18 protein-coding genes, 1 tRNA gene, 1 other RNA gene and 1 riboswitch are annotated in these 19416 nt (G+C 44.6%); of the genes, 17 read left to right on the forward strand and 3 right to left on the reverse strand.

The features are described 5' to 3' along the window. Positions 1–27: 27 nt before the first annotated feature. Entirely contained in the window at positions 28–582 is a 555-nt protein-coding gene (locus BJR36_RS16950; protein WP_091236537.1) for a GNAT family N-acetyltransferase, read from the reverse strand. Between the two features lie 22 nt (positions 583–604). Further along, on the reverse strand, positions 605–1300 hold the full coding sequence (locus tag BJR36_RS16955; protein ID WP_091236539.1) for an anaerobic ribonucleoside-triphosphate reductase activating protein: 696 nt from the start codon (positions 1298–1300) through the stop codon (positions 605–607). A 148-nt stretch (positions 1301–1448) separates the two neighbouring features. On the opposite strand from BJR36_RS16955, the gene tadA reads away from it, so the two are divergent. Together tadA and ffs are read left to right on the forward strand one after the other, a co-directional pair. Continuing rightward, positions 1449–1967 carry a tRNA adenosine(34) deaminase TadA gene (gene tadA / locus BJR36_RS16960; protein ID WP_091236540.1) on the forward strand — a complete coding sequence of 173 codons (519 nt, stop codon included), beginning with the start codon at positions 1449–1451 and terminating at the stop codon, positions 1965–1967. 84 nt (positions 1968–2051) lie between these two features. Continuing rightward, an RNA gene (ffs, locus tag BJR36_RS16965) (signal recognition particle sRNA large type) lies at positions 2052–2313 on the forward strand. Positions 2314–2767: 454 nt separating this feature from the next. Here ffs and BJR36_RS20435 read toward each other — a convergent pair. Continuing rightward, positions 2768–2855, reverse strand: a tRNA-Ser gene (locus BJR36_RS20435). A 233-nt stretch (positions 2856–3088) separates the two neighbouring features. On the opposite strand from BJR36_RS20435, the gene BJR36_RS16970 reads away from it, so the two are divergent. The 15 genes from BJR36_RS16970 (at position 3089) to BJR36_RS17040 (ending at position 18911) form a co-directional block, all read left to right on the forward strand. Further along, on the forward strand, positions 3089–4162 hold the full coding sequence (locus BJR36_RS16970; protein WP_091236542.1) for a 6-phosphofructokinase: 1074 nt from the start codon (positions 3089–3091) through the stop codon (positions 4160–4162). A gap of 18 nt (positions 4163–4180) precedes the next feature. After that, positions 4181–5806, forward strand: coding sequence for a DNA polymerase III subunit gamma/tau (gene dnaX, locus BJR36_RS16975; RefSeq protein WP_091236544.1), 1626 nt, complete (start codon positions 4181–4183; stop codon positions 5804–5806). A 14-nt stretch (positions 5807–5820) separates the two neighbouring features. Beyond that, positions 5821–6174: a YbaB/EbfC family nucleoid-associated protein gene (locus BJR36_RS16980; RefSeq protein ID WP_091236546.1), complete on the forward strand. Its 354-nt coding sequence runs from the start codon at positions 5821–5823 to the stop codon at positions 6172–6174. Continuing rightward, complete coding sequence (gene recR / locus BJR36_RS16985; protein ID WP_091236547.1) at positions 6174–6770, forward strand: recombination mediator RecR; 597 nt, start codon at positions 6174–6176, stop codon at positions 6768–6770. Before BJR36_RS16980 ends, recR begins: the two co-directional genes overlap by 1 nt. Before the next feature lie 241 nt (positions 6771–7011). Continuing rightward, positions 7012–8559 carry a DUF4214 domain-containing protein gene (locus BJR36_RS16990; protein WP_169823763.1) on the forward strand — a complete coding sequence of 516 codons (1548 nt, stop codon included), beginning with the start codon at positions 7012–7014 and terminating at the stop codon, positions 8557–8559. A 20-nt stretch (positions 8560–8579) separates the two neighbouring features. Next, entirely contained in the window at positions 8580–9065 is a 486-nt protein-coding gene (locus tag BJR36_RS16995) for a GNAT family N-acetyltransferase (protein ID WP_091236550.1), read from the forward strand. Between the two features lie 85 nt (positions 9066–9150). Next, positions 9151–9264: riboswitch (FMN riboswitch) on the forward strand. Positions 9265–9467: 203 nt separating this feature from the next. After that, positions 9468–10574, forward strand: a complete 1107-nt coding sequence (ribD, locus tag BJR36_RS17000) for a bifunctional diaminohydroxyphosphoribosylaminopyrimidine deaminase/5-amino-6-(5-phosphoribosylamino)uracil reductase RibD (RefSeq protein ID WP_091236552.1) — start codon at positions 9468–9470, stop codon at positions 10572–10574. Continuing rightward, on the forward strand, positions 10555–11202 hold the full coding sequence (ribE, locus tag BJR36_RS17005; RefSeq protein ID WP_091236554.1) for a riboflavin synthase: 648 nt from the start codon (positions 10555–10557) through the stop codon (positions 11200–11202). The genes ribD and ribE overlap by 20 nt, the downstream gene beginning before the upstream one ends. Before the next feature lie 12 nt (positions 11203–11214). Then, positions 11215–12414 carry a bifunctional 3,4-dihydroxy-2-butanone-4-phosphate synthase/GTP cyclohydrolase II gene (locus BJR36_RS17010; RefSeq protein ID WP_091236556.1) on the forward strand — a complete coding sequence of 400 codons (1200 nt, stop codon included), beginning with the start codon at positions 11215–11217 and terminating at the stop codon, positions 12412–12414. A 198-nt stretch (positions 12415–12612) separates the two neighbouring features. After that, on the forward strand, positions 12613–13080 hold the full coding sequence (ribH, locus tag BJR36_RS17015) for a 6,7-dimethyl-8-ribityllumazine synthase (RefSeq protein ID WP_091236558.1): 468 nt from the start codon (positions 12613–12615) through the stop codon (positions 13078–13080). A gap of 409 nt (positions 13081–13489) precedes the next feature. Beyond that, positions 13490–14143 carry a fructose-6-phosphate aldolase gene (gene fsa, locus BJR36_RS17020; RefSeq protein WP_091236560.1) on the forward strand — a complete coding sequence of 218 codons (654 nt, stop codon included), beginning with the start codon at positions 13490–13492 and terminating at the stop codon, positions 14141–14143. Between the two features lie 124 nt (positions 14144–14267). After that, a complete protein-coding gene (tkt, locus tag BJR36_RS17025; protein ID WP_091236563.1) occupies positions 14268–16256 on the forward strand; it encodes a transketolase in 1989 nt (662 codons plus the stop codon). 99 nt (positions 16257–16355) lie between these two features. Then, positions 16356–16880, forward strand: a complete 525-nt coding sequence (locus BJR36_RS17030) for a phosphohydrolase (RefSeq protein WP_207648898.1) — start codon at positions 16356–16358, stop codon at positions 16878–16880. A 71-nt stretch (positions 16881–16951) separates the two neighbouring features. Then, positions 16952–18199, forward strand: coding sequence for a DUF5711 family protein (locus tag BJR36_RS17035; RefSeq protein WP_091236565.1), 1248 nt, complete (start codon positions 16952–16954; stop codon positions 18197–18199). Between the two features lie 10 nt (positions 18200–18209). Continuing rightward, positions 18210–18911: a CvpA family protein gene (locus tag BJR36_RS17040; protein WP_091236567.1), complete on the forward strand. Its 702-nt coding sequence runs from the start codon at positions 18210–18212 to the stop codon at positions 18909–18911. Positions 18912–19416 lie beyond the last annotated feature (505 nt).

The raw sequence follows: 19416 nt of genomic DNA on the forward strand, positions 1-19416 counted from the left end.
TAGAAGTTCGGCTGTGCAGGCAGCAAGTCATAGAGATACAGGATTTATCAGGGCATATCTTTCGTGATCTTCCCAGATTCCCTGTATCTCTATATTTTTTCGTGCAACTCCTTCAAATGAAAAGCCAAGAGAACGTGCAAGCCTCACAGACGGGAGGTTTGACGGCATGATATTGGCTTCGATTCGGTGAAGCCCAAGTTCGCTGAACATGATGCTGATACCCTTGCGCATCGCTTCAGAGGCGTAGCCGCGGCCATGGCATTCACGGCTCAATTTGTATCCGGCTTCACAGCTTTTCAGATGACCCCTCTGTATGTTGATAAAAGATATGGTTCCAATTATTCTGCCGGGGTCGGATTTTTCGTAAATCCAGAACCGCACGCTCCTGGAAGCCAGGGCAGAATGATATTCATAGTTGAGAATAGCCTTCTGGTAGGCTCTGGTATAGTAGTTCCGGCTTTTTGAAGGTTCAAAAGGTTCGAAAATACTCCGGTTGCATATGAAAAACCCCAGGACTTCATCTGAATGGCTTTCATCGAGTATTTTAAGAATCAGACGGTCTGTTTCGTAAGACATCTGCATGGGACACCTCCGTTTGAGAAAATCAGTCGACTCCCCGCAGCTCCACTTTTTCCATGTTTTTCAAAAGGATATTGCGGAAGTTTTCGAGCTCTTCGCGGGTACAGGAATGGAAGCCCGGACTGATGACGGACTCAGAGTCCTTGTAATTCTGCAGATAATAAGCTTGGCATCCCTTTAACCAATGGCCGATGGATTCCATATCCCCGGCGGAATGCAGTTCTTTTACGACTGTCGTACGGAATTCGTAATCAATTCCAGAGTTCATGATCAGGAAAATGGAGCGGTCAATTCGGCCGATGTCGATATCCTTTATTCCGCTTGCGAGAGGATATCCTTCCGGTGAGGATTTTATATCCATTGCAATATGGTCCAGAAGGTGCTCCGCCAGGAGGGCTTCAATCGTTTCCGGTCTGTATCCGTTGGTGTCGAGCTTTATTTTATAGCCGAGCTCCTTTATTTTCCTCAGAAAATCAGCCAGTCCGCTTTCAAGGGACGGCTCGCCCCCGGTGATACAGACTCCCTCGAGGATTCCGCGTCTTTTCTTCAGGTAACTGAGGACCTCATCTTCCGGAATCACCGGTTCTGATCCCGGATCCAGCACAAGACCGCTGTTGTGGCAGAACGGGCATCTGAAGTTGCACCCGCCGAGGAAAATGGTTGCAGCCAGATGGCCTGGATAATCAAGTAAAGTTGTTTTATTAAAACCATGAATTTGCATTAAATCACCTATCTGTGGTAAAGTATAGTCGAATAGTATATGGATATCATTTTGGCAGCCACAAGGCCGCCATCTTATTTTGATTATAAGTCAAAATGATGTTTTATGAAAGTTTTTTATTTATAGTATGAAAGGGCGTCAGAGATCAATGGAGTCATGTGAAAAATACATGAAGGAAGCCATCAAACAGGCAAAAAAGGCCTATAAGCTGGGAGAAGTCCCGATAGGCTGCGTCATTGTATATAACGATAAAATCATTGGAAGAGGTTACAATCGAAGGAACACGGATAAAAACACACTCTCCCATGCAGAAATACTTGCCATTCGAAAGGCAAGCAAAAAAATGGGTGACTGGAGACTTGAAGACTGCACGATGTATGTCACGCTGGAACCATGCCAGATGTGCTCCGGGGCGATTGTGCAGGCGAGGATCAAGGAAGTCGTCATCGGAAGCATGAATCCGAAGGCAGGATGCGCAGGCTCGATCCTGAATCTTCTGCAGATGGAAGAATTCAACCACCAGGTGGAGATACGAAAAGGCGTGCTGGAAGAAGAATGCACGGATATGCTTCAAAGATTTTTCAGGGAGTTGAGGCAAAGAAACAAAAAAGCGAAGGAAGAGCATAAGAAAAGGGAAGCAGAATATCAGGAAAAAGCACAACAGTAGAATTTGATTGACAAAAAATAAAAAACAGGCTATACTTAAGCCTGCATTCCGTATCAGGAATGTACTTAGATTGTCATAAAGTTTCCGTGCAGCCGGGGAGTCAGCGGTGCCCTGTACCTACAATCCGCTATAGTGGGGGTGATGTCCTGCCCCGGGTTTTTTACTGCAGAGCTGCCCTTTATAAGTGGTGTTGACGTCTGGGTCTCGCGCAACAAAAATTCATGAATCGTGTCAGGTCAGGAATGAAGCAGCACTAAGTGAAACCTTTTGTGTGCCGTGAGGTAGCCTGGGCCGAGCTAACTGTAGAGGTAACGTTTGTGGTAGGAATTCAAAGCAGGACGCACGGAATTTAATATAATGAATAGGAAGCTGTGGCTGAATGAACCGTAAGGTCAGGATGCGGCAGTTTTTTTATTTATAGAAAATTCGTCAATTTGCACAGGGGTTTGCAATTAGGACGTGATGCAAAACATGTTCATTCGCAGCGCGCTCTCGCTTAGATGAAGCCGTAGTGGTACGTAGGGCTGCAAAATACGCAGCCCAAGTGCCAACGTCTTCATAAAGCTGCTCATTGAATCATGTTTTGCATCACTGTGTAATAGAGTGCGGATGTGCAAATTGATGAAGCCGGACGTTACAAGAGGGCTTTTATTATGAAAACGTTTCTACCAGTTTTCATTCATAGTGGTGCGATGGGCGCATGGGGAATTGACACGCTAATCGTCATAGGGAAGTACATTTAAAAAAGAGCATCATGCTGCAGGATCGAAATCCTGGCATGATGCTCTATAATCTTATAACGGAGGATTAGGGATTCGAACCCTAGGTCGGCTCACCACCGACACGAAATTTCGAGTTTCGCACCTTCGGCCTCTCGGACAATCCTCCAAATCATGTGAAATTTCCCTGTTTTTGATTGTTAGGAAAATCACTAAATCATTATAACACATTTTTCGGAAATAGCAAAAGAAAAATAAACGTATTGAGTTAATTTTTAAAATAATATATAATTAAGCTATGTTTTTTGCACTGTACAGGATCATTACTCACAGGTTGTGGGACTTAACAGATAGGCTGAAAACCCCGTTGCTTTGGGTAGCCATAAAGAGGGAGTGTTCAGGATGAAAAGAATCGGAATGTTAACGAGCGGTGGAGATTGCCAGAGCCTTAATGCGACTATGCGAAGCGTGGCAAAGACTCTTTACGGGAATCTGGAAGAGGTTGAGATCTATGGATTCCAGGAAGGCTACAAAGGGTTGATCTATAACAACTACAGGATAATGAAGCCGTCTGATTTCTCTGGTATCCTTACAGAAGGAGGAACCATCTTAGGAACATCCAGACAGCCATTCAAGCTTATGAGGGTTCCCGATGCAAACGGTCTTGACAAGGTCGAGGCTATGAAGGAGAACTACAGGAAGCTTAAACTGAACGGACTTGTAATTCTTGGCGGAAACGGATCCCACAAAACTGCAAATCTCTTAAGAGAAGAGGGGTTGAATGTTATAACCCTGCCAAAGACCATAGATAATGATCTTTGGGGGACAGATCTGACATTCGGATTCCATAGTGCGATCGAGATAGCTACAAATGCAATCGACTGTATCCATACGACGGCAGCTTCCCACGGAAGGGTTTTCATTGTTGAGATCATGGGACACAAGGTGGGATGGCTTACGCTCCACGCAGGTATTGCCGGAGGTGCGGATATAATTTTGATTCCGGAAATACCATATGATATCGATTCGGTTGCAGCTGCAATAAAAAAGAGAGCGGATCAGGGAAAGAGATTTTCAATTCTGGCCGTGGCAGAAGGCGCCATCTCCAAGGAGGACGCAAAGCTGTCAAAGAAAGAGCTGAAGGAAAAAAGAAGCAAACGCATATACCCGTCAATATCATATGAACTGGGTGCCCAGATACAGGAAAAGACCGGACAGGAAATCAGGATAACAGTTCCGGGACACATGCAGAGGGGCGGCCCGCCATGTCCTTTTGACAGAGTACTGTCCACAAGACTTGGCGCAGCGGCAGCTGAACTCATCATGAAGGATGATTACGGATATATGATAGGAATAAAGAATGATAGGACGACCAGGGTACCATTAGAGGAAGTAGCAGGAAAGCTGAGATATGTCGAGCCGGATGCGCCGATTATAAAAGAGGCAAAGCTCGTTGGGATAACCTTTGGCGACTGATAGATAGGAAGGGTTAAAATGGCTTATACTGCCTTATATAGAAAATGGAGACCGGCTGAATTCGAAGATGTAAAAGGCCAGGATCATATAGTTACAACATTAAAAAACCAGATTAAGGCGGACAGGGTAGGTCATGCATATTTATTCTGCGGAACAAGGGGGACTGGAAAGACAACAGTCGCAAAGATCTTTGCGAAGGCCGTCAATTGCCAGAGCCCGGTGGATGGGAGCCCGTGCAATGAATGTGCGACATGCAGAACCATAGGCGGCGGGACTTCAATGAACGTTATTGAAATTGATGCAGCTTCCAATAACGGCGTTGACAACATCAGGGAGATCAGGGATGAGGTCGCCTATTCGCCGACCGAAGGAAAATATAAGGTCTATATCATTGACGAGGTCCATATGCTCTCGACAGGCGCTTTCAATGCGCTTCTGAAAACATTGGAGGAGCCCCCGCCATATGTCATTTTCATACTGGCGACGACGGAAGTCCACAAGATTCCCATAACAATTCTGTCGAGATGCCAGAGATATGATTTCAGAAGGATTACCATAGACATCATTTCAGACCGTCTGAGCGAACTGATGAAAGAAGAAAAAATAGAGGTTGAAGAAAGAGCCATTCGCTACGTCGCAAAGGCAGCGGACGGCTCTATGCGAGATGCGCTGAGCCTTCTTGACCAGTGCATCGCGTTTTACCTGGGAGAGTCGCTGACCTACGACAATGTTCTGGAAGTGCTTGGCGCCGTGGATACGGAAGTATTCAGCAGATTTCTTGACGGAGTCCTGAAGAAGGATGTCACGTCACTGATCGGCGGACTGGAAAAACTTATTATCCAGGGCCGGGAACTTGGGCAGTTCGTGGTGGATTTCACCTGGTATATGAGAAACTTGCTCTTAGTAAAAACTTCTGATAATATAGAAGACGTGATTGACGTTTCAAGCGACAGCCTTGTCCGCTTAAAGGAGCAGGCTGAACAGACTGATGTTGATACCCTTATGAGATATATCAGGATTTTTTCGGAACTTTCAGGTCAGATCAAGTATGCAAGCCAGAAGAGGGTTCAGATAGAAATAGCGCTTGTAAAGCTGTGTAAGCCCGCAATGGAGACCGATATGGGTTCATTGCTGGACAGAATCAGGAGCATAGAGAAGCAGCTCGAAGACGGTGTGATAACAGCAGCGCCTGCCAGTGAAGCGGGAAGCAGCACGCAATATGCCGGCGGACCGGACGGTTCAGCAGGGGTTTCGCATGCGGCGGGAGAGAAAAAGAAGCTGGATCCTGAAATGCTGAAAGCCGTTCCAGAGGAGATCAAGCAGGTCGCCATGAACTGGAAGAGCATTATTAACAGTGCGCCGGATTCGATGAATCCGATAAAGGGAATTCTGAGAACTTCAAGGCTGAGCCTTGGAGGGGACAACAAGCTGCTGGTAATAGCGGAGGATCCCACGCGGGAAGGATTCCTGAATACGGAAGACCATAAAAGGGAACTAGAAGAGGTCATAGCAGGTAAAATCAACAAAACTGTCGAGGTTGAATTCCGCTCAATGGAGAAAGGAAAATCATTCGAAAACAGTTATGTGGATATAGAAAAGCTTTTTAAAGAAACGATTAATATGGAAATTACGGTAGAAGAATAAAGGAGGAAATAGTAATGGCAAAACGTGGAGGATTCGCGGGCGGAATGCCTGGAAATATGAACAACCTGATGAAGCAGGCGCAGAAGATGCAGAAGCAGATGGAGGAAACCACACAGGAACTTAAATCTAAGGAAATCACTGCATCAGCAGGCGGCGGAGCTGTAGAGGTAACTGTTTCAGGAGAAAAAGAAATAACAAAGGTAAAATTAGCACCGGAAGTTGTAGATCCGGATGATATTGAAATGTTAGAAGACCTTATCATGGCAGCAACCAATGAAGCGTTAAGGCAGATGGAAGAACTGTCGCAGGCATCCATGGCTAAAATCACAGGCGGAATGGGCGGACTCGGAGGAGGGTTTCCTTTCTAATGGATTATTATAGCGGACAGATCAGCAAGCTGATTGAAGAACTGTCAAGACTGCCGGGCATCGGGGCAAAAACTGCCCAGAGGCTTGCATTTCATATCATCAACATGCCAAAAGATCAGGTAGAAGGTCTGGCCAGATCCATGGTCGATGCGAAAAATAATATCCGTTACTGCAAGCAGTGCTGCACCCTTACGGACAAAGAGATGTGCCCGATATGCAGCAATCCGAAACGTGACCAGAAGACGATTATGGTAGTCGAAAATACCAGGGACCTTGCAGCCTATGAAAAAACGGGAAAATACGAAGGCGTATACCATGTCCTTCATGGAGCTATTTCACCAATGCTGGGAATAGGACCAAACGATATTAAACTGAAAGAACTTATGCAGCGTCTTCAGGAAGACGTCAACGAAGTAATCATTGCCACCAATTCAAGCCTTGAGGGTGAGACGACGGCCATGTATATCAGCAAGCTCGTCAAACCGACAGGAATCAGGGTAAGCAGGATTGCAAGCGGAGTTCCGGTAGGCGGCGATCTTGAGTATATTGACGAAGTGACGCTTCTGAGAGCACTGGAAGGCAGGGTCACAATCTAGAAGCTGATTCGGCTTACATATATAGAAACAGAGTTCTGCCAAGACCAGGAGCGGATCATGAGGATGTCATGATCTGCTCCTTTTTTAAAAATTCATAGGAAATTCCTCGGATTTCCTATGAATTAAAAATGCTCCGCTTTCATACAGACTGGAATACTGGCCTTATTTATCTTATAATGATTAAAAACCACTTAACAGAAATGGCATGAAACATCATAACAATTCAGCTGAAGGAGGAGACATGGGAATAGGAAAGACGATCAAGAGAACACTGTCAGGAATGCTTTTTATCGTAGTTCTGCTTACGATGGTACCAGGTACGTCATTTGCAGCAGGAGGAAGTCTGAGTGCGCCGACGGCTGTAAAAGAATTCGAATACGACAGTACCGGAAAAGCGGCAGTAGGAAAGGTTCAGTTTACGTTCCAGGCAAATGCAGATGGTACTTATCAGTATAAAATAACCGATGAGAGTCACGTTGGATTAACGAATACTGGCGAATGGATTACGGTAACGAGTGTGGCCCTCAGATCCTCCTCTGTACTGATCCTGTACGCAGGCCATAATGTGACCATTCAGGCAAGAGCTGTCGACAGCACAGGCGCTGTTGGAGAAACGGCTGTCTGCAGTATAACGGAATTGTCCTCGGAAACGGATGCGTTTCTTTCATCAGGGGCGATAACCGCTGATCAGAGAATGCTTATCACCTATGCAATGAATGAGGCAGGCAAGCCCTATGTATACGCAGCTGGGGGACCTGATGCCTATGACTGCTCAGGGTTCGTGCAGGCAGTATATAAGAAAATGGGCATAACGATACCGAGAGTATCTGGCAGCCAGGCAACAGCTGGAACAGAAGCAGAACCGGACAGCCTGCAGCCCGGAGATATACTGTGTTTTGCTTCCACCGTGGGAGGAACAAGCGTGTCCCATGTAGGAATATATCTGGGATATGACAAATTTATTCATGCTCCCCGTACGGGAGATGCGGTCAGAATTGCCACCCTTGAAGGATCATACAGAAGCCGGCTGGTAACAGCAAGAAGATTCCTGGCATCCAACGAAATAGGTGCTTTCGTGTCAAGAATGTATGAACTGGCACTTGGCAGAACAGCGGGCACTGACGAAATCAACTATTATGTCAACCTTTTGTCGAACAGGAGCATAACAGGTGCGGATGTCAGCTACGGATTCCTCTTCAGTCCGGAATTCATAAACAGGGCACTGGACAACGAGGCATATGTGAAAGTGCTGTATCAGACAATGATGAACAGGGAAGCTGATGCAGGCGGTTTAGATCACTGGATTGGTCTCCTGAATGGTGGAGTTTCCAGGGAATACGTCTTCCAAAGCTTTGTAATGTCAGCTGAATACACCGGTATATGTGATTCTTATGGCATAGACCGCGGAGACAAGATACTGACAGATGCAAGAAGCCAGAATCCGGGTCTTACAATGTTCGTAAGCCGGATGTACACTGAAGCACTCGGCAGAGAAGCAGAAACAGCAGGACTGGAATATTATGCTGATGCACTTCTGAACGGAAGAGTGACGCCGGTTCAGGCTGCGCAGAATTTCATATTTTCTCCGGAATTTGAGAATAAGAATCTTTCGGATGAGGCCTATGTAAAGATACTGTACCGTACATTCATGGGCAGGGATTATGATCAGGGCGGACTGGACTACCATCTGGACAGAATGGCCAATGGAACAGGCAGAGCGGATATCCTTTATGGATTTGCCTATTCACCGGAATTTCAGGGCATTATAGCGTCGTTTGGTCTGAAATGACAGCAGAAAGGAAGTTGAGTATGATTCGGGAATTAAGGGAAAATGACAGGAAGGCATTCATATCGATGGTGGAGGCATTTTTCAATTCCGATGCTGTCCAGCACAGCATACCGCATGAAAATATTGTCAACACGTTCGATGAGGTAATGTCAGGATCTCCTTATGCGAAGGCTTATATTATTGAGAAAGACGGTGAAACAGCAGGTTATGCCCAGATCAGCCTGACATTTTCAAATGAGGCTGGAGGGCTGGTCGTCTGGATCGAGGAACTGTATATCAGAGAGAGATTCAGAGGGGCCGGTCTTGGAAAGGGATTCCTTGCATTCATCAGAAAGGAATTTCAGGGAAAGGCAAAACGATTCCGTCTTGAAATCACGGAAACGAATACCTCAGCGGAATGCATGTATCTGCGAAGCGGTTACGAACATCTCGGTTACAGGCAGATGGTTCTGGAAGAGGCACAACAGGGGAACTGTTCACAACCTGATTCATGCGAGATGTTTTAGTGAGTATAGGTTAAAGAAAGTCACAGAAAACCCGAAAAATCTTGACAAGCTTTGAGTATCAAAATATAATGTATCTAAATTGAATATTAATCTTCAGGGCAGGGTGCAATTCCCTACCGGTGGTAAAGCCCACGAGCCGAAAGGTTGATTTGGTGAAATTCCAAAGCCGACAGTAAAGTCTGGATGAAAGAAGATATGAACTTTTGTATGCACGAGTACCTTTGGTATCTGTATCAAGATGTTATTATGCCCCTGAAATGTTTATCATTTCAGGGTTTTTTAATACATGTAGAACGTACAAAAGTGATATATAACGGTATATCCAACAGGCGCCTTGAACAATCATGTTCAAGGCATTTTTTTGTCTTATCAAAAAAGGAGCCTTGATCAAGGAGGTACGACATGAATGAAATTGAATATATGAAGCTGGCCCTTTCTCTTGCAGAAAAAGGAAGCGGCTTCGTAAATCCCAACCCAATGGTGGGGGCCGTGATTGTAAAGAACGGCGAAATAATAGGCATGGGATGCCATGAAAAATACGGACAGCTCCATGCAGAAAGGAATGCGCTGGCGGCCTGCACCGAGCCGCCCGGGGGAGCAGTGATGTACGTTACCCTTGAGCCTTGCTGCCATTACGGAAAGACGCCTCCCTGCACGGAAGCGATCATCGAAAGCGGTATAAGAAAAGTGGTTGTCGGATCACAGGATCCGAATCCGAAAGTGGGCGGAAAAGGCATAAGGATACTGAGGGAGAACGGAATTGAGGTCGTGACCGGAGTGCTGGAGGACGAATGCACGGCGCTGAATGAGATATTTTTTCATTATATCGCAACCCAGACCCCTTTCGTAACAATGAAATATGCCATGACCATGGACGGCAAGATTGCCACATACTCGGGAAAATCAAAGTGGATTACAGGCGGGCAGGCAAGGGAGCATGTGCACAGATCCAGGCTGAGGCATGCGGCAATCATGGCGGGTTCAGGAACTGTCATTGCCGACGATCCGATGCTTACCTGCAGGATTTTGGGAGGCAGGGATCCGGTCCGCATAATCTGCGACACCCGGCTCCGGATTCCGACGGAATCAAATATCGTCAGAACTGCTGACCAGATCACGACTTACATTGCCACCACCTGCGAAGACCAGGCAAGGCTGAAGCCGTTAACCGATGCCGGCTGCAGAATTCTGACGATCAGTGAAAAAGAAGGCCATATAGACCTTGTGGAGCTGATGGTAAAGCTGGGCGAAGAAAAAATAGACAGCATACTGCTTGAAGGAGGGGCATCCCTGAATTATTCGGCCCTCCGGGCGGGCATTGTCAATAAAGTACAGGCCTATGTGGCCCCGAAAATCTTCGGAGGCCGGAATGCAAAAACGCCGGTCGGCGGTGCCGGAATCGAAGCTCCTGAGGAGGCATTCATGCTGAGGGACAGGAAAATAACGGTCCTGGGAAGCGATATCCTGATTGAGGGAGAGGTGTTAAAAGATGTTCACAGGAATAGTTGAAGAAACGGGTGAAATTATTTCTATAAAAAAAGGGGCGAAATCCTCAATCCTTACAATAAAGGGAAATGTGATTTTCAGCGACCTGAAAATCGGAGACAGCGTGGCAGTCAACGGGGTATGCCTTACAGCGACTGCATGTAGCGGAAATACCTTTACGGCAGATGTGATGAGCGAAACCCTGAGCCGCAGCTCGCTGGGAGCGCTTAAATCCGGAAGCCGAGTGAATCTGGAAAGAGCCATGAGGGCAGACGGGCGCTTCGGAGGACATATGGTTTCGGGACACATTGACGGTACAGGTACGGTTTCTGACATAAGGAAAGACGACAATGCCGTATGGTATACCATCAGGACAACAGAGAAGGTCATGAGGTATATCGTAGAAAAAGGCTCCATATCGATCGACGGCATAAGCCTGACGGTTGCAGCAGTAAACAAAGAGAATTTCAGTGTTTCCGTGATTCCGCATACGTTGAAGGCGACAATACTTGGAGATAAAAAGGCAGGAAGCATCGTCAATCTGGAAAATGACATAGTCGGGAAATACATAGAAAAATTCATGGCCCCGCCCCAGGCGGAGCAGAAACAGAGCGGAATAACAATGGGATTCCTGGCAAAAGCAGGATTTTAAGGAGGACAAAACATGTTTCAGTACAATAAGATCGAAGAGGCTCTTGAGGAGCTTAGAAACGGAAAAATCATACTGGTCACAGATAATGAAGACAGGGAAAATGAAGGAGACTTTATCTGCGCAGCAGAATTTGCCACAACAGAAAACATCAACTTCATGGCAACTTACGGAAAAGGTCTGATCTGCATGCCCATGAGCGAAAGGCTTGCAGAGAAACTCCAGTTTCCGCAAATGGCCATAAACAACACGGATAATCATACAACAGCATTTACCGTTTCAATCGATCATGTAGATACGACCACGGGAATATCTGCTGTAGAGCGCTCCGTGACGGCAATCAAATGCGTGGAAGAGGATGCCAGGCCGGAAGACTTCAGACGTCCGGGCCACATGTTTCCGCTCGTTGCAAAGGAACACGGCGTGTTAGAGCGTGAAGGACATACGGAAGCCACTCTGGATCTTGTACGTCTTGCAGGATTAAAGGAGTGCGGACTCTGTTGTGAAATCATGAAAGAAGACGGAACGATGATGAGAACGCCGGAATTGATTGAGCTTGCAAAGCAGTTTGATCTTAAGTTCGTTACCATCAGGGCTCTGAAGGAATACCGCAAGAAGCATGAAAAACTTGCAGACCGTGTGGTCGTAACGAAAATGCCTACAAAATACGGTGAATTCAAAGCATACGGCTATGTAAACAAATTGAATGGCGAGCATCATGTGGCCCTTGTGAAGGGAGAAATCGGAGATGGCGAAAACGTATTGTGCCGCGTGCATTCAGAGTGTCTGACCGGTGATGCCTTCGGATCAATACGATGCGACTGTGGCGAGCAGTTTGCTGCAGCTATGAACCAGATAGAAAAAGAAGGACGCGGAGTCATGCTCTATATGCGTCAGGAAGGCCGCGGAATCGGTCTGATCAACAAACTCAGGGCTTATGCCCTTCAGGACGAAGGCCTCGACACGGTAGATGCCAACATCGCCCTGGGATTCGAGGAAGATCTTCGCGAATATTACATAGGTGCACAGATACTCAAAGATCTCGGCGTGAAAACAATGAGGCTCCTCACAAATAACCCTCAGAAGGTATACGGCCTCTCGGATTTCGGCATTGAGATCGTGGAGCGCGTGCCGATCCAGATGCCCCTGACAGAGCATGACGAGTTCTATCTGAAGACAAAGCAGGAAAAAATGGGTCATATCCTGAATTACTAAACAAAGAGTATCGGATTGGCAACTATTCAGGACTACGTCCTTCATAGTCACAGATGATGCACACAAATTGCAGTAACAGCAATTTAGCGCATGCAGAACTTGGGTTTTCATGCAAGATCAGCATGAAAACACCTCGCGTGACAGGGGGGCCGAACAATTACAACGGCATATTATAAATTATAAAAGGAGATTGTAAAGATGAAAGTATATGAAGGAAAATTGGTTTCAAAAGAAATAAGGGTTGGTATCGTAGCTGCAAGATTCAATGATTTTATCGTTTCAAAACTTGTTGACGGCGCTCTTGACGGCCTCAGACGCCATGACGTAAAGGAAGAAAATATCGAGATGGCTCTTGTACCAGGCGCATTTGAAATCCCGCTCATTGCTTCAAAAATGGTGAAAAGCGGAAAATATGATGCAATCATCTGCCTTGGGGCGGTAATCCGCGGCGGCACCACCCACTATGACTATGTATGCAGCGAAGTATCCAAGGGAATCGCAACAGTGTCCATGAACAGCGACATACCTGTGATGTTCGGCGTGCTCACGACTGAAAATATCGAACAGGCTATTGAACGTGCAGGAACAAAAGCAGGAAACAAGGGATATGACTGCGCAGTTGCCGCGATTGAAATGGTGAATCTGATTTCTGAAATAGAAGCATAAATTTCGTAACCATCCAGCAGGATGCCATGCCTGTTTTTAGACTTGCTATATTGCCAGAATAATAACAATATGGTATAATGTTGCCCGAAAAGGTGGTTAATTATGCAGCATCAAACAAACGTATGCCCCTTTTTCCATGATACGGTTTCCCAAGGGAGCCGGACATGTGCGGAATTGTTGGAAAATCCCGTATTATAAGGCGTTTGGCAGATATTTGGAACAGAGGTTGAAAGTAAGAAAATAATTACATGCTATAAATTTTTTCCATTACAACGTGATGCAGGAACTGGCACCGGCAATACGGATTTTAAGGGGAAAATTTATATAGATTACCTATTAATTTATCCGGCAAAATGGCCGCGAGAGGACATATAATATGTCTTATAGTTTTTACAGGGAGGAAATGTATATGAAGTTTTTTATCGACACCGCAAAAGTAGAGGATATCAAAAAAGCAAATGACATGGGAGTAATCTGTGGGGTAACCACAAATCCTTCACTTATAGCAAAAGAAGGAAGAGTATTTGAAGAAGTTATCACTGAAATTACTTCAATCGTAGACGGACCAATCAGCGGCGAAGTGAAAGCAACAACTGTAGACGCTGAAAATATGATAAAAGAAGGCAGAGAAATCGCAGCAATCCATCCAAACATGATAGTTAAGATCCCAATGACTGTTGAAGGTTTAAAAGCAGTTAAAGTCCTTACAGCAGAAGGAATCAAGACAAACGTAACATTAATCTTCTCAGCACCTCAGGCTCTCCTGGCAGCAAGAGCAGGCGCTTCCTACGTATCACCATTCCTTGGACGTTTAGATGACATTTCTATGCCTGGTATAGATTTAGTTAGAAGCATCGCGGACATCTTCAATGTTCACGGCATCGAAACAGAAATAATTGCAGCAAGTGTTCGTAACCCGATCCACGTAATCGACTGCGCGCTTGCAGGAGCAGACATTGCAACAGTTCCTTACAGCGTTATCGAGCAGATGACAAAACATCCACTGACTGATATTGGTATTGAAAAATTCCAGGCAGATTACAAAAGCGTTTTCGGAGAATAATCCACAGAAGTCCCATTGCATGTTGGAAAAGAAATGGGAAGGCTGTAATTTGTTAAAAATTTGACAAAACGAGGCTTAAAGCAAGACACAGTAAACAATAGAGTCAATTTAGGAGGATTTATACATGAATACTAATATAGACAGTATGTCAGTAAATGCACTGCGAGTTCTATCAGCAGATGCAGTTCAGAAAGCGAATTCCGGACACCCTGGACTTCCATTGGGATCTGCAGCTGTTACTTACGAATTATGGGCAAAACACATGAAACATAATCCGAAAAATCCACAGTGGGCAAACAGGGACAGATTCGTTCTCTCAGCGGGACACGGCTCAGCGCTCCTTTATTCACTGCTTCACATGTTCGGATACGGAAATCTGTCCATAGAAGAAATCAAAAACTTCAGACAGTGGGGTTCACTGACTCCAGGACATCCTGAATACAAACATACAGTAGGCGTTGAAGCTACAACAGGACCTCTTGGCGCAGGTATGGCAATGTCAGTTGGTATGGCAATGGCAGAAGCCCATCTGGCAGCTAAATTCAACAAAGAAAACTATGATGTAGTTGACCATTACACCTATGTTCTCGGCGGAGACGGCTGTATGATGGAAGGTATCTCCTCAGAAGCATTTTCACTCGCAGGGACATTAGGATTAAGCAAATTAATCGTATTTTATGATTCAAACAATATCTCCATTGAAGGAAGCACAGACATCGCTTTCACCGAAAACGTTCAGAAGCGTTTTGAAGCTTTCGGATTCCAGACATTAGTTGTGGAAGATGGAAACAACCTGGAAGAAATCGGCGCTGCCATCGAAGCTGCAAAAGCAGACAAGACAAGACCTTCCATGATTACAGTTAAAACACAGATCGGCTTCGGATGTCCTGCAAAACAGGGAAAAGCAGCAGCACACGGCGAACCACTCGGAGCAGATAACGTTGACGATATGAAAGACTGCCTCGGATGGCCTTCAAAAGAACCATTCTTTGTTCCTGAAGAAGTTTATGCAAACTACAATGCAATCGTAGAAAAACTTGCAGGAGAAGAAGAAGAATGGAACAAGCTCTTTGCTGATTACAGTGCGAAATATCCTGAAATGAAAGAACTCTGGGATCAGTACTATGATGAAAATGCAGCTGAGAAGATTCTTGACAATGAAGACTTCTGGACATTCAGCGACAAGCCTGATGCAACACGTAACATTTCAGGAGCTCTTATCAACAAGCTGAAAGATCTTCTTCCAAACTTTATCGGAGGATCTGCAGATTTAGCACCTTCTAACAAAACTGAAATGAAGGGAGCTGGAGACTTCTCGAAAGAAGACTATGCAGGACGCAACCTTCACTTTGGTGTCAGGGAATTAGCGATGGCAGCAATCGGAAACGGAATCGCACTTCACGGCGGCTTAAAAGCTTATGTTTCCACATTCTTCGTTTTTGCTGATTACGTAAAACCGATGGCAAGACTTTCAGCACTCATGGGCCTTCCGTTAACTTATGTACTTACACACGACAGCATCGGTGTTGGTGAAGACGGACCTACTCATGAACCGATCGAACAGCTTGCGATGTTAAGGGCTATGCCGAACTTCAGCGTATTCAGACCAGCAGATGCTACTGAAACAGCTGTGGCATGGTACTATGCAGTTTCAAATAAGACAACACCTACAGCATTAGCACTCACAAGACAGAATCTGCCTAAATTAGCAGGCGCAAGCAAGGAAGCTTTAAAAGGCGGATATGTAATCGAAGATTCGGCGAAAGAAGTTCCGGATGCTATCTTAATGGCAAGCGGTTCTGAAGTTGAGCTTGCGATCAGGGCAAAAGAAGAACTTGCTAAAGACGGAATGGACGTAAGGGTTGTCAGCATGCCATGTATGGATCTTTACGAAAAACAGTCAGATGAATACAAAGAATCAGTTATGCCAAAAGCAGTCAGAAAAAGAGTTGCGATTGAAGCAGGAGCTGATTTCGGATGGGGCAAATATGTTGGTCTTGACGGCGCATACGTAACCATGAAAGGTTTCGGAGCAAGTGCACCTGCTAACATCCTTTTCGAAAAATTCGGATTCACAGTAGACAATGTAGTTAAAACAGTAAAAAGCCTGTAAGATATAATAAAAAAGAGGGAAGCTGCATATCATGCAGCTTCCCTTTCATCTAAAAGCCTGTCATGATCAGGGGAAGGACAACCGATGCAGCATATTGTTATGAGAAGAGCACAAAAGCTTAGAAATGATTGGAAAAAAGAATATTATGAAACCGTGCGGGATATCATAGAGCATCCTGTCATGCAGGAAATGAGGAAATACCAGCAGCACTGCCATACAGACTGCCTTCAGCATTGTGTGAATGTCTCATACCACAATTATCTGATCTGCAGGGTTTTACGGCTCGATGCCAGGGCGGCGGCAAGAGCAGGCCTTCTTCATGATCTGTTTCTGTACGACTGGAGGCTTCATGCAGGGATTACCGGAGACCGCTTCCATGCAATGACACACCCGCGCAGAGCCTTAAGGAATGCGGAAAAATATTTTATGCTTAGCGAATTGGAAAAAGACATCATACTCAAACATATGTGGCCGCTTACAGTCATCCCTCCCAAAAGTTTGGAGAGCCTTATCATAGGAATTGTCGACAAGACCTGCGGCCTCTTTGAAATTTCGGAATTCTACTCTGAAAAATGGATGGCTGAAACTTCACAAAAGCTGTCCGGCAGAAAAAAAGAACGGTAAAATTTGTGCGTGCTATTATGATGGAAATAAGGTATAATCTGTGAAAAGATTAAAATAAAGGGCGTGAAGATTTGAAAAAGACAGGACCAGTCCTGAGAAACATAAAAAAAGGAAACGTATATGGAGACGGACAGAATAAAGCCGTATCAGATAAAAATAGAATTGGTGAAACCGGTAACGAATATGATGAAAAGATTAGAAAACACAGAAAATCCAGTCTCCTGAAATTTATCATAATTGCCATAATAGCTGCGGCGGCATCAGCCGGCCTGTATTTTGCATGGCAGAACAAGGTTTACAGCAGTTATGAAGTGATTTCGAGTATTGAGCGAAAAGATACCGCTACCACAAAATACAAAGACTATAACGGAAAAATCATTAAATATGGAATGGATGGAGCATCCTGTACGGATGCCGACAATACAGCTCTCTGGAACCAGACCTATGAAATGCAGAATCCGATTATTGATATATGCGAAAATTATATTGCCATCGGAGATAAAAAAGGCAACAGCATCTACGTGTTCAATGCAGAAGGACTTCAGGGAGAGATTGACACATTGATGCCGATCCAGCAGATTGAGGTTTCCAGCCAGGGAGTAGTTGCAGCGGTACTGGAAGATGGGGAAGTAACCTGGATCAATTTCTATGACAAAGAAGGCAAGCTCCTCGTTGACAATAAAACAACAATGTCGAACAGCGGATATCCTATGGATATAGCGCTATCAAACGATGGAGAGAAACTCGCCATATCCTATCTGCTTGTGAATTCGGGGGTCATCAAGACCAATATAGCCTTCTATAATTTCGGATCTGTTGGACAGAATGAACTGGATAACCTTGTGAGCGGATATGAATATGACAAGACAGTTGTGCCATCCGTTGAATTTTTGAACAACACAACAGCAGCGGCGTTCGGCGATAATGAGATATCCCTGTATGTTGGAAGCCAGAAGCCTGTGGTTTCCGGTAAAATAGAAGTGAAAGATGAAATTAAAAGCATATTCTATAGTGAAGAATATATAGGTCTGGTATTTGATAATGATGACATTGAGAATAGATACAGGATGGTGATCTATGACCTGAATTGCAAGAAAATAATGGAAAAGGCTTTCAACAGAGACTATGATACAATAAAGATAGAAGGAAAAAAAATAGTACTGTTTAATGAACTTGAATGCAGTATCTATAATTTCCGTGGCATAGAAAAATTCCATTCCGCTTTCGACAATGAAATAATAGACGTCATACCGGTCAGCGGCTTTAATAAATATCTAATCATAAACGCATCAGAAACTGAAAAAATCAGACTGAAATAGGGGGGATTGCATGAACTGGTTAACGGTTTTAGTTGTAATAATACTGGCAGGACTTGCTTTTAAGGGATATCGTCAGGGTTTTTTCAGAACGGTGTTTTCACTGGTATCCGTTGTGCTTACAATTGTTCTTGTTTTATTCGTTACACCTTATATCAGTGAATTTTTGCAGGAAAAAACACCGGTATTTCAAATCGTTAAGACCGAGGTGTCTGAAAAACTGTTATCTGAGGCAGGAACTGTGAATACGGACACTCCTGAGGGGCAGATCCAGGCGGTTGAAAGCTATAACATCCCGAAGGTCATGAAAAACCTGATTTTAGATAATAACAACGAGCAGACCTACAGACTGCTGGAGACTGCCGGGTTTTATGATTTTGCAGGCAGCTATATTGCAAGGCTGATTGTAAATGCCATGGCCTTTGTGGCGGCCTTCCTCATTATTACGATATTTCTGCGTATGACCCTCTTCACCCTTGATATTATCACGGAAATACCTGTCATAAAAGGAGCGAATAAAGTGGCTGGTCTGGTTGCCGGACTAGGCGAAGGATTGATTGTCGTGTGGATTTTGTTTCTGACGATTACGGCATTTTCCAAGGGAGAAAGCGGAAAAGCAATATTTGATATGATTGAGAACAGCCTTTTCCTGAATATTCTATATAATAACAACTGTATTTTGAAACTGATCTCAAGTGTGATTGCAATGCTGTAGAGCAATCCTGATAAGCAGCTGTTCATAGGATTCCGCCAGGTATAGCACAGGTATAAGCAGTGCTGTACCTGGCGGTCTGTGGTTCAGAGTGAAAAGAAAGGTTTCCAGGCAGAGCATTCGAGAGAAAAAGTTCCCGAATACAATAAAAACACAAGCTTTATATACAAACATGGAAAACGAAATAAACATGAAAATGTACTTAAATAAAAAAACATAAAAAACTTCATATAAAGTGTTGACACTTTGCATTATAAATGATATTATTTAAATCCACCGCGTACTTGAAGATGCGGAGGGCGAAATGAGATTTAAAGTTCATTTCAAAAAGGTTGACAGATCGTGAAAATAATGATACAATGAACTCCGCTCTAGGAGATTTAGAGTTCATAAAAACGATTAAAACAATTTAAAAAAAGTGTTGACAAAGACAACTGCTTGTGATAAGATATCATAGTTGCCGGTCACACAGACAACACAGAACATTGATAACTGAACAGTGAAACAA

Source organism: Anaerobium acetethylicum (assembly GCF_900096945.1).
GTDB lineage: Bacteria > Bacillota > Clostridia > Lachnospirales > Lachnospiraceae > Anaerobium > Anaerobium acetethylicum.

Excerpts from the sequence above, each read along its gene's own strand:
- tkt (WP_091236563.1), top strand. The coding sequence starts at position 14,268 with ATGAATACTAATATAGACAGTATGTCAGTAAATGCACTGCGAGTTCTA.
- BJR36_RS16995 (WP_091236550.1), top strand. The coding sequence starts at position 8,580 with ATGATTCGGGAATTAAGGGAAAATGACAGGAAGGCATTCATATCGATG.
- BJR36_RS16955 (WP_091236539.1), bottom strand. The coding sequence starts at position 1,300 with ATGCAAATTCATGGTTTTAATAAAACAACTTTACTTGATTATCCAGGC.
- ribH (WP_091236558.1), top strand. The coding sequence starts at position 12,613 with ATGAAAGTATATGAAGGAAAATTGGTTTCAAAAGAAATAAGGGTTGGT.
- BJR36_RS17040 (WP_091236567.1), top strand. The coding sequence starts at position 18,210 with ATGAACTGGTTAACGGTTTTAGTTGTAATAATACTGGCAGGACTTGCT.
- ribE (WP_091236554.1), top strand. The coding sequence starts at position 10,555 with ATGTTCACAGGAATAGTTGAAGAAACGGGTGAAATTATTTCTATAAAA.
- BJR36_RS17030 (WP_207648898.1), top strand. The coding sequence starts at position 16,356 with ATGAGAAGAGCACAAAAGCTTAGAAATGATTGGAAAAAAGAATATTAT.
- ribD (WP_091236552.1), top strand. The coding sequence starts at position 9,468 with ATGAATGAAATTGAATATATGAAGCTGGCCCTTTCTCTTGCAGAAAAA.
- BJR36_RS16970 (WP_091236542.1), top strand. The coding sequence starts at position 3,089 with ATGAAAAGAATCGGAATGTTAACGAGCGGTGGAGATTGCCAGAGCCTT.
- BJR36_RS16990 (WP_169823763.1), top strand. The coding sequence starts at position 7,012 with ATGGGAATAGGAAAGACGATCAAGAGAACACTGTCAGGAATGCTTTTT.
- BJR36_RS16980 (WP_091236546.1), top strand. The coding sequence starts at position 5,821 with ATGGCAAAACGTGGAGGATTCGCGGGCGGAATGCCTGGAAATATGAAC.
- BJR36_RS16950 (WP_091236537.1), bottom strand. The coding sequence starts at position 582 with ATGCAGATGTCTTACGAAACAGACCGTCTGATTCTTAAAATACTCGAT.
- recR (WP_091236547.1), top strand. The coding sequence starts at position 6,174 with ATGGATTATTATAGCGGACAGATCAGCAAGCTGATTGAAGAACTGTCA.
- BJR36_RS17010 (WP_091236556.1), top strand. The coding sequence starts at position 11,215 with ATGTTTCAGTACAATAAGATCGAAGAGGCTCTTGAGGAGCTTAGAAAC.
- fsa (WP_091236560.1), top strand. The coding sequence starts at position 13,490 with ATGAAGTTTTTTATCGACACCGCAAAAGTAGAGGATATCAAAAAAGCA.
- dnaX (WP_091236544.1), top strand. The coding sequence starts at position 4,181 with ATGGCTTATACTGCCTTATATAGAAAATGGAGACCGGCTGAATTCGAA.
- tadA (WP_091236540.1), top strand. The coding sequence starts at position 1,449 with ATGGAGTCATGTGAAAAATACATGAAGGAAGCCATCAAACAGGCAAAA.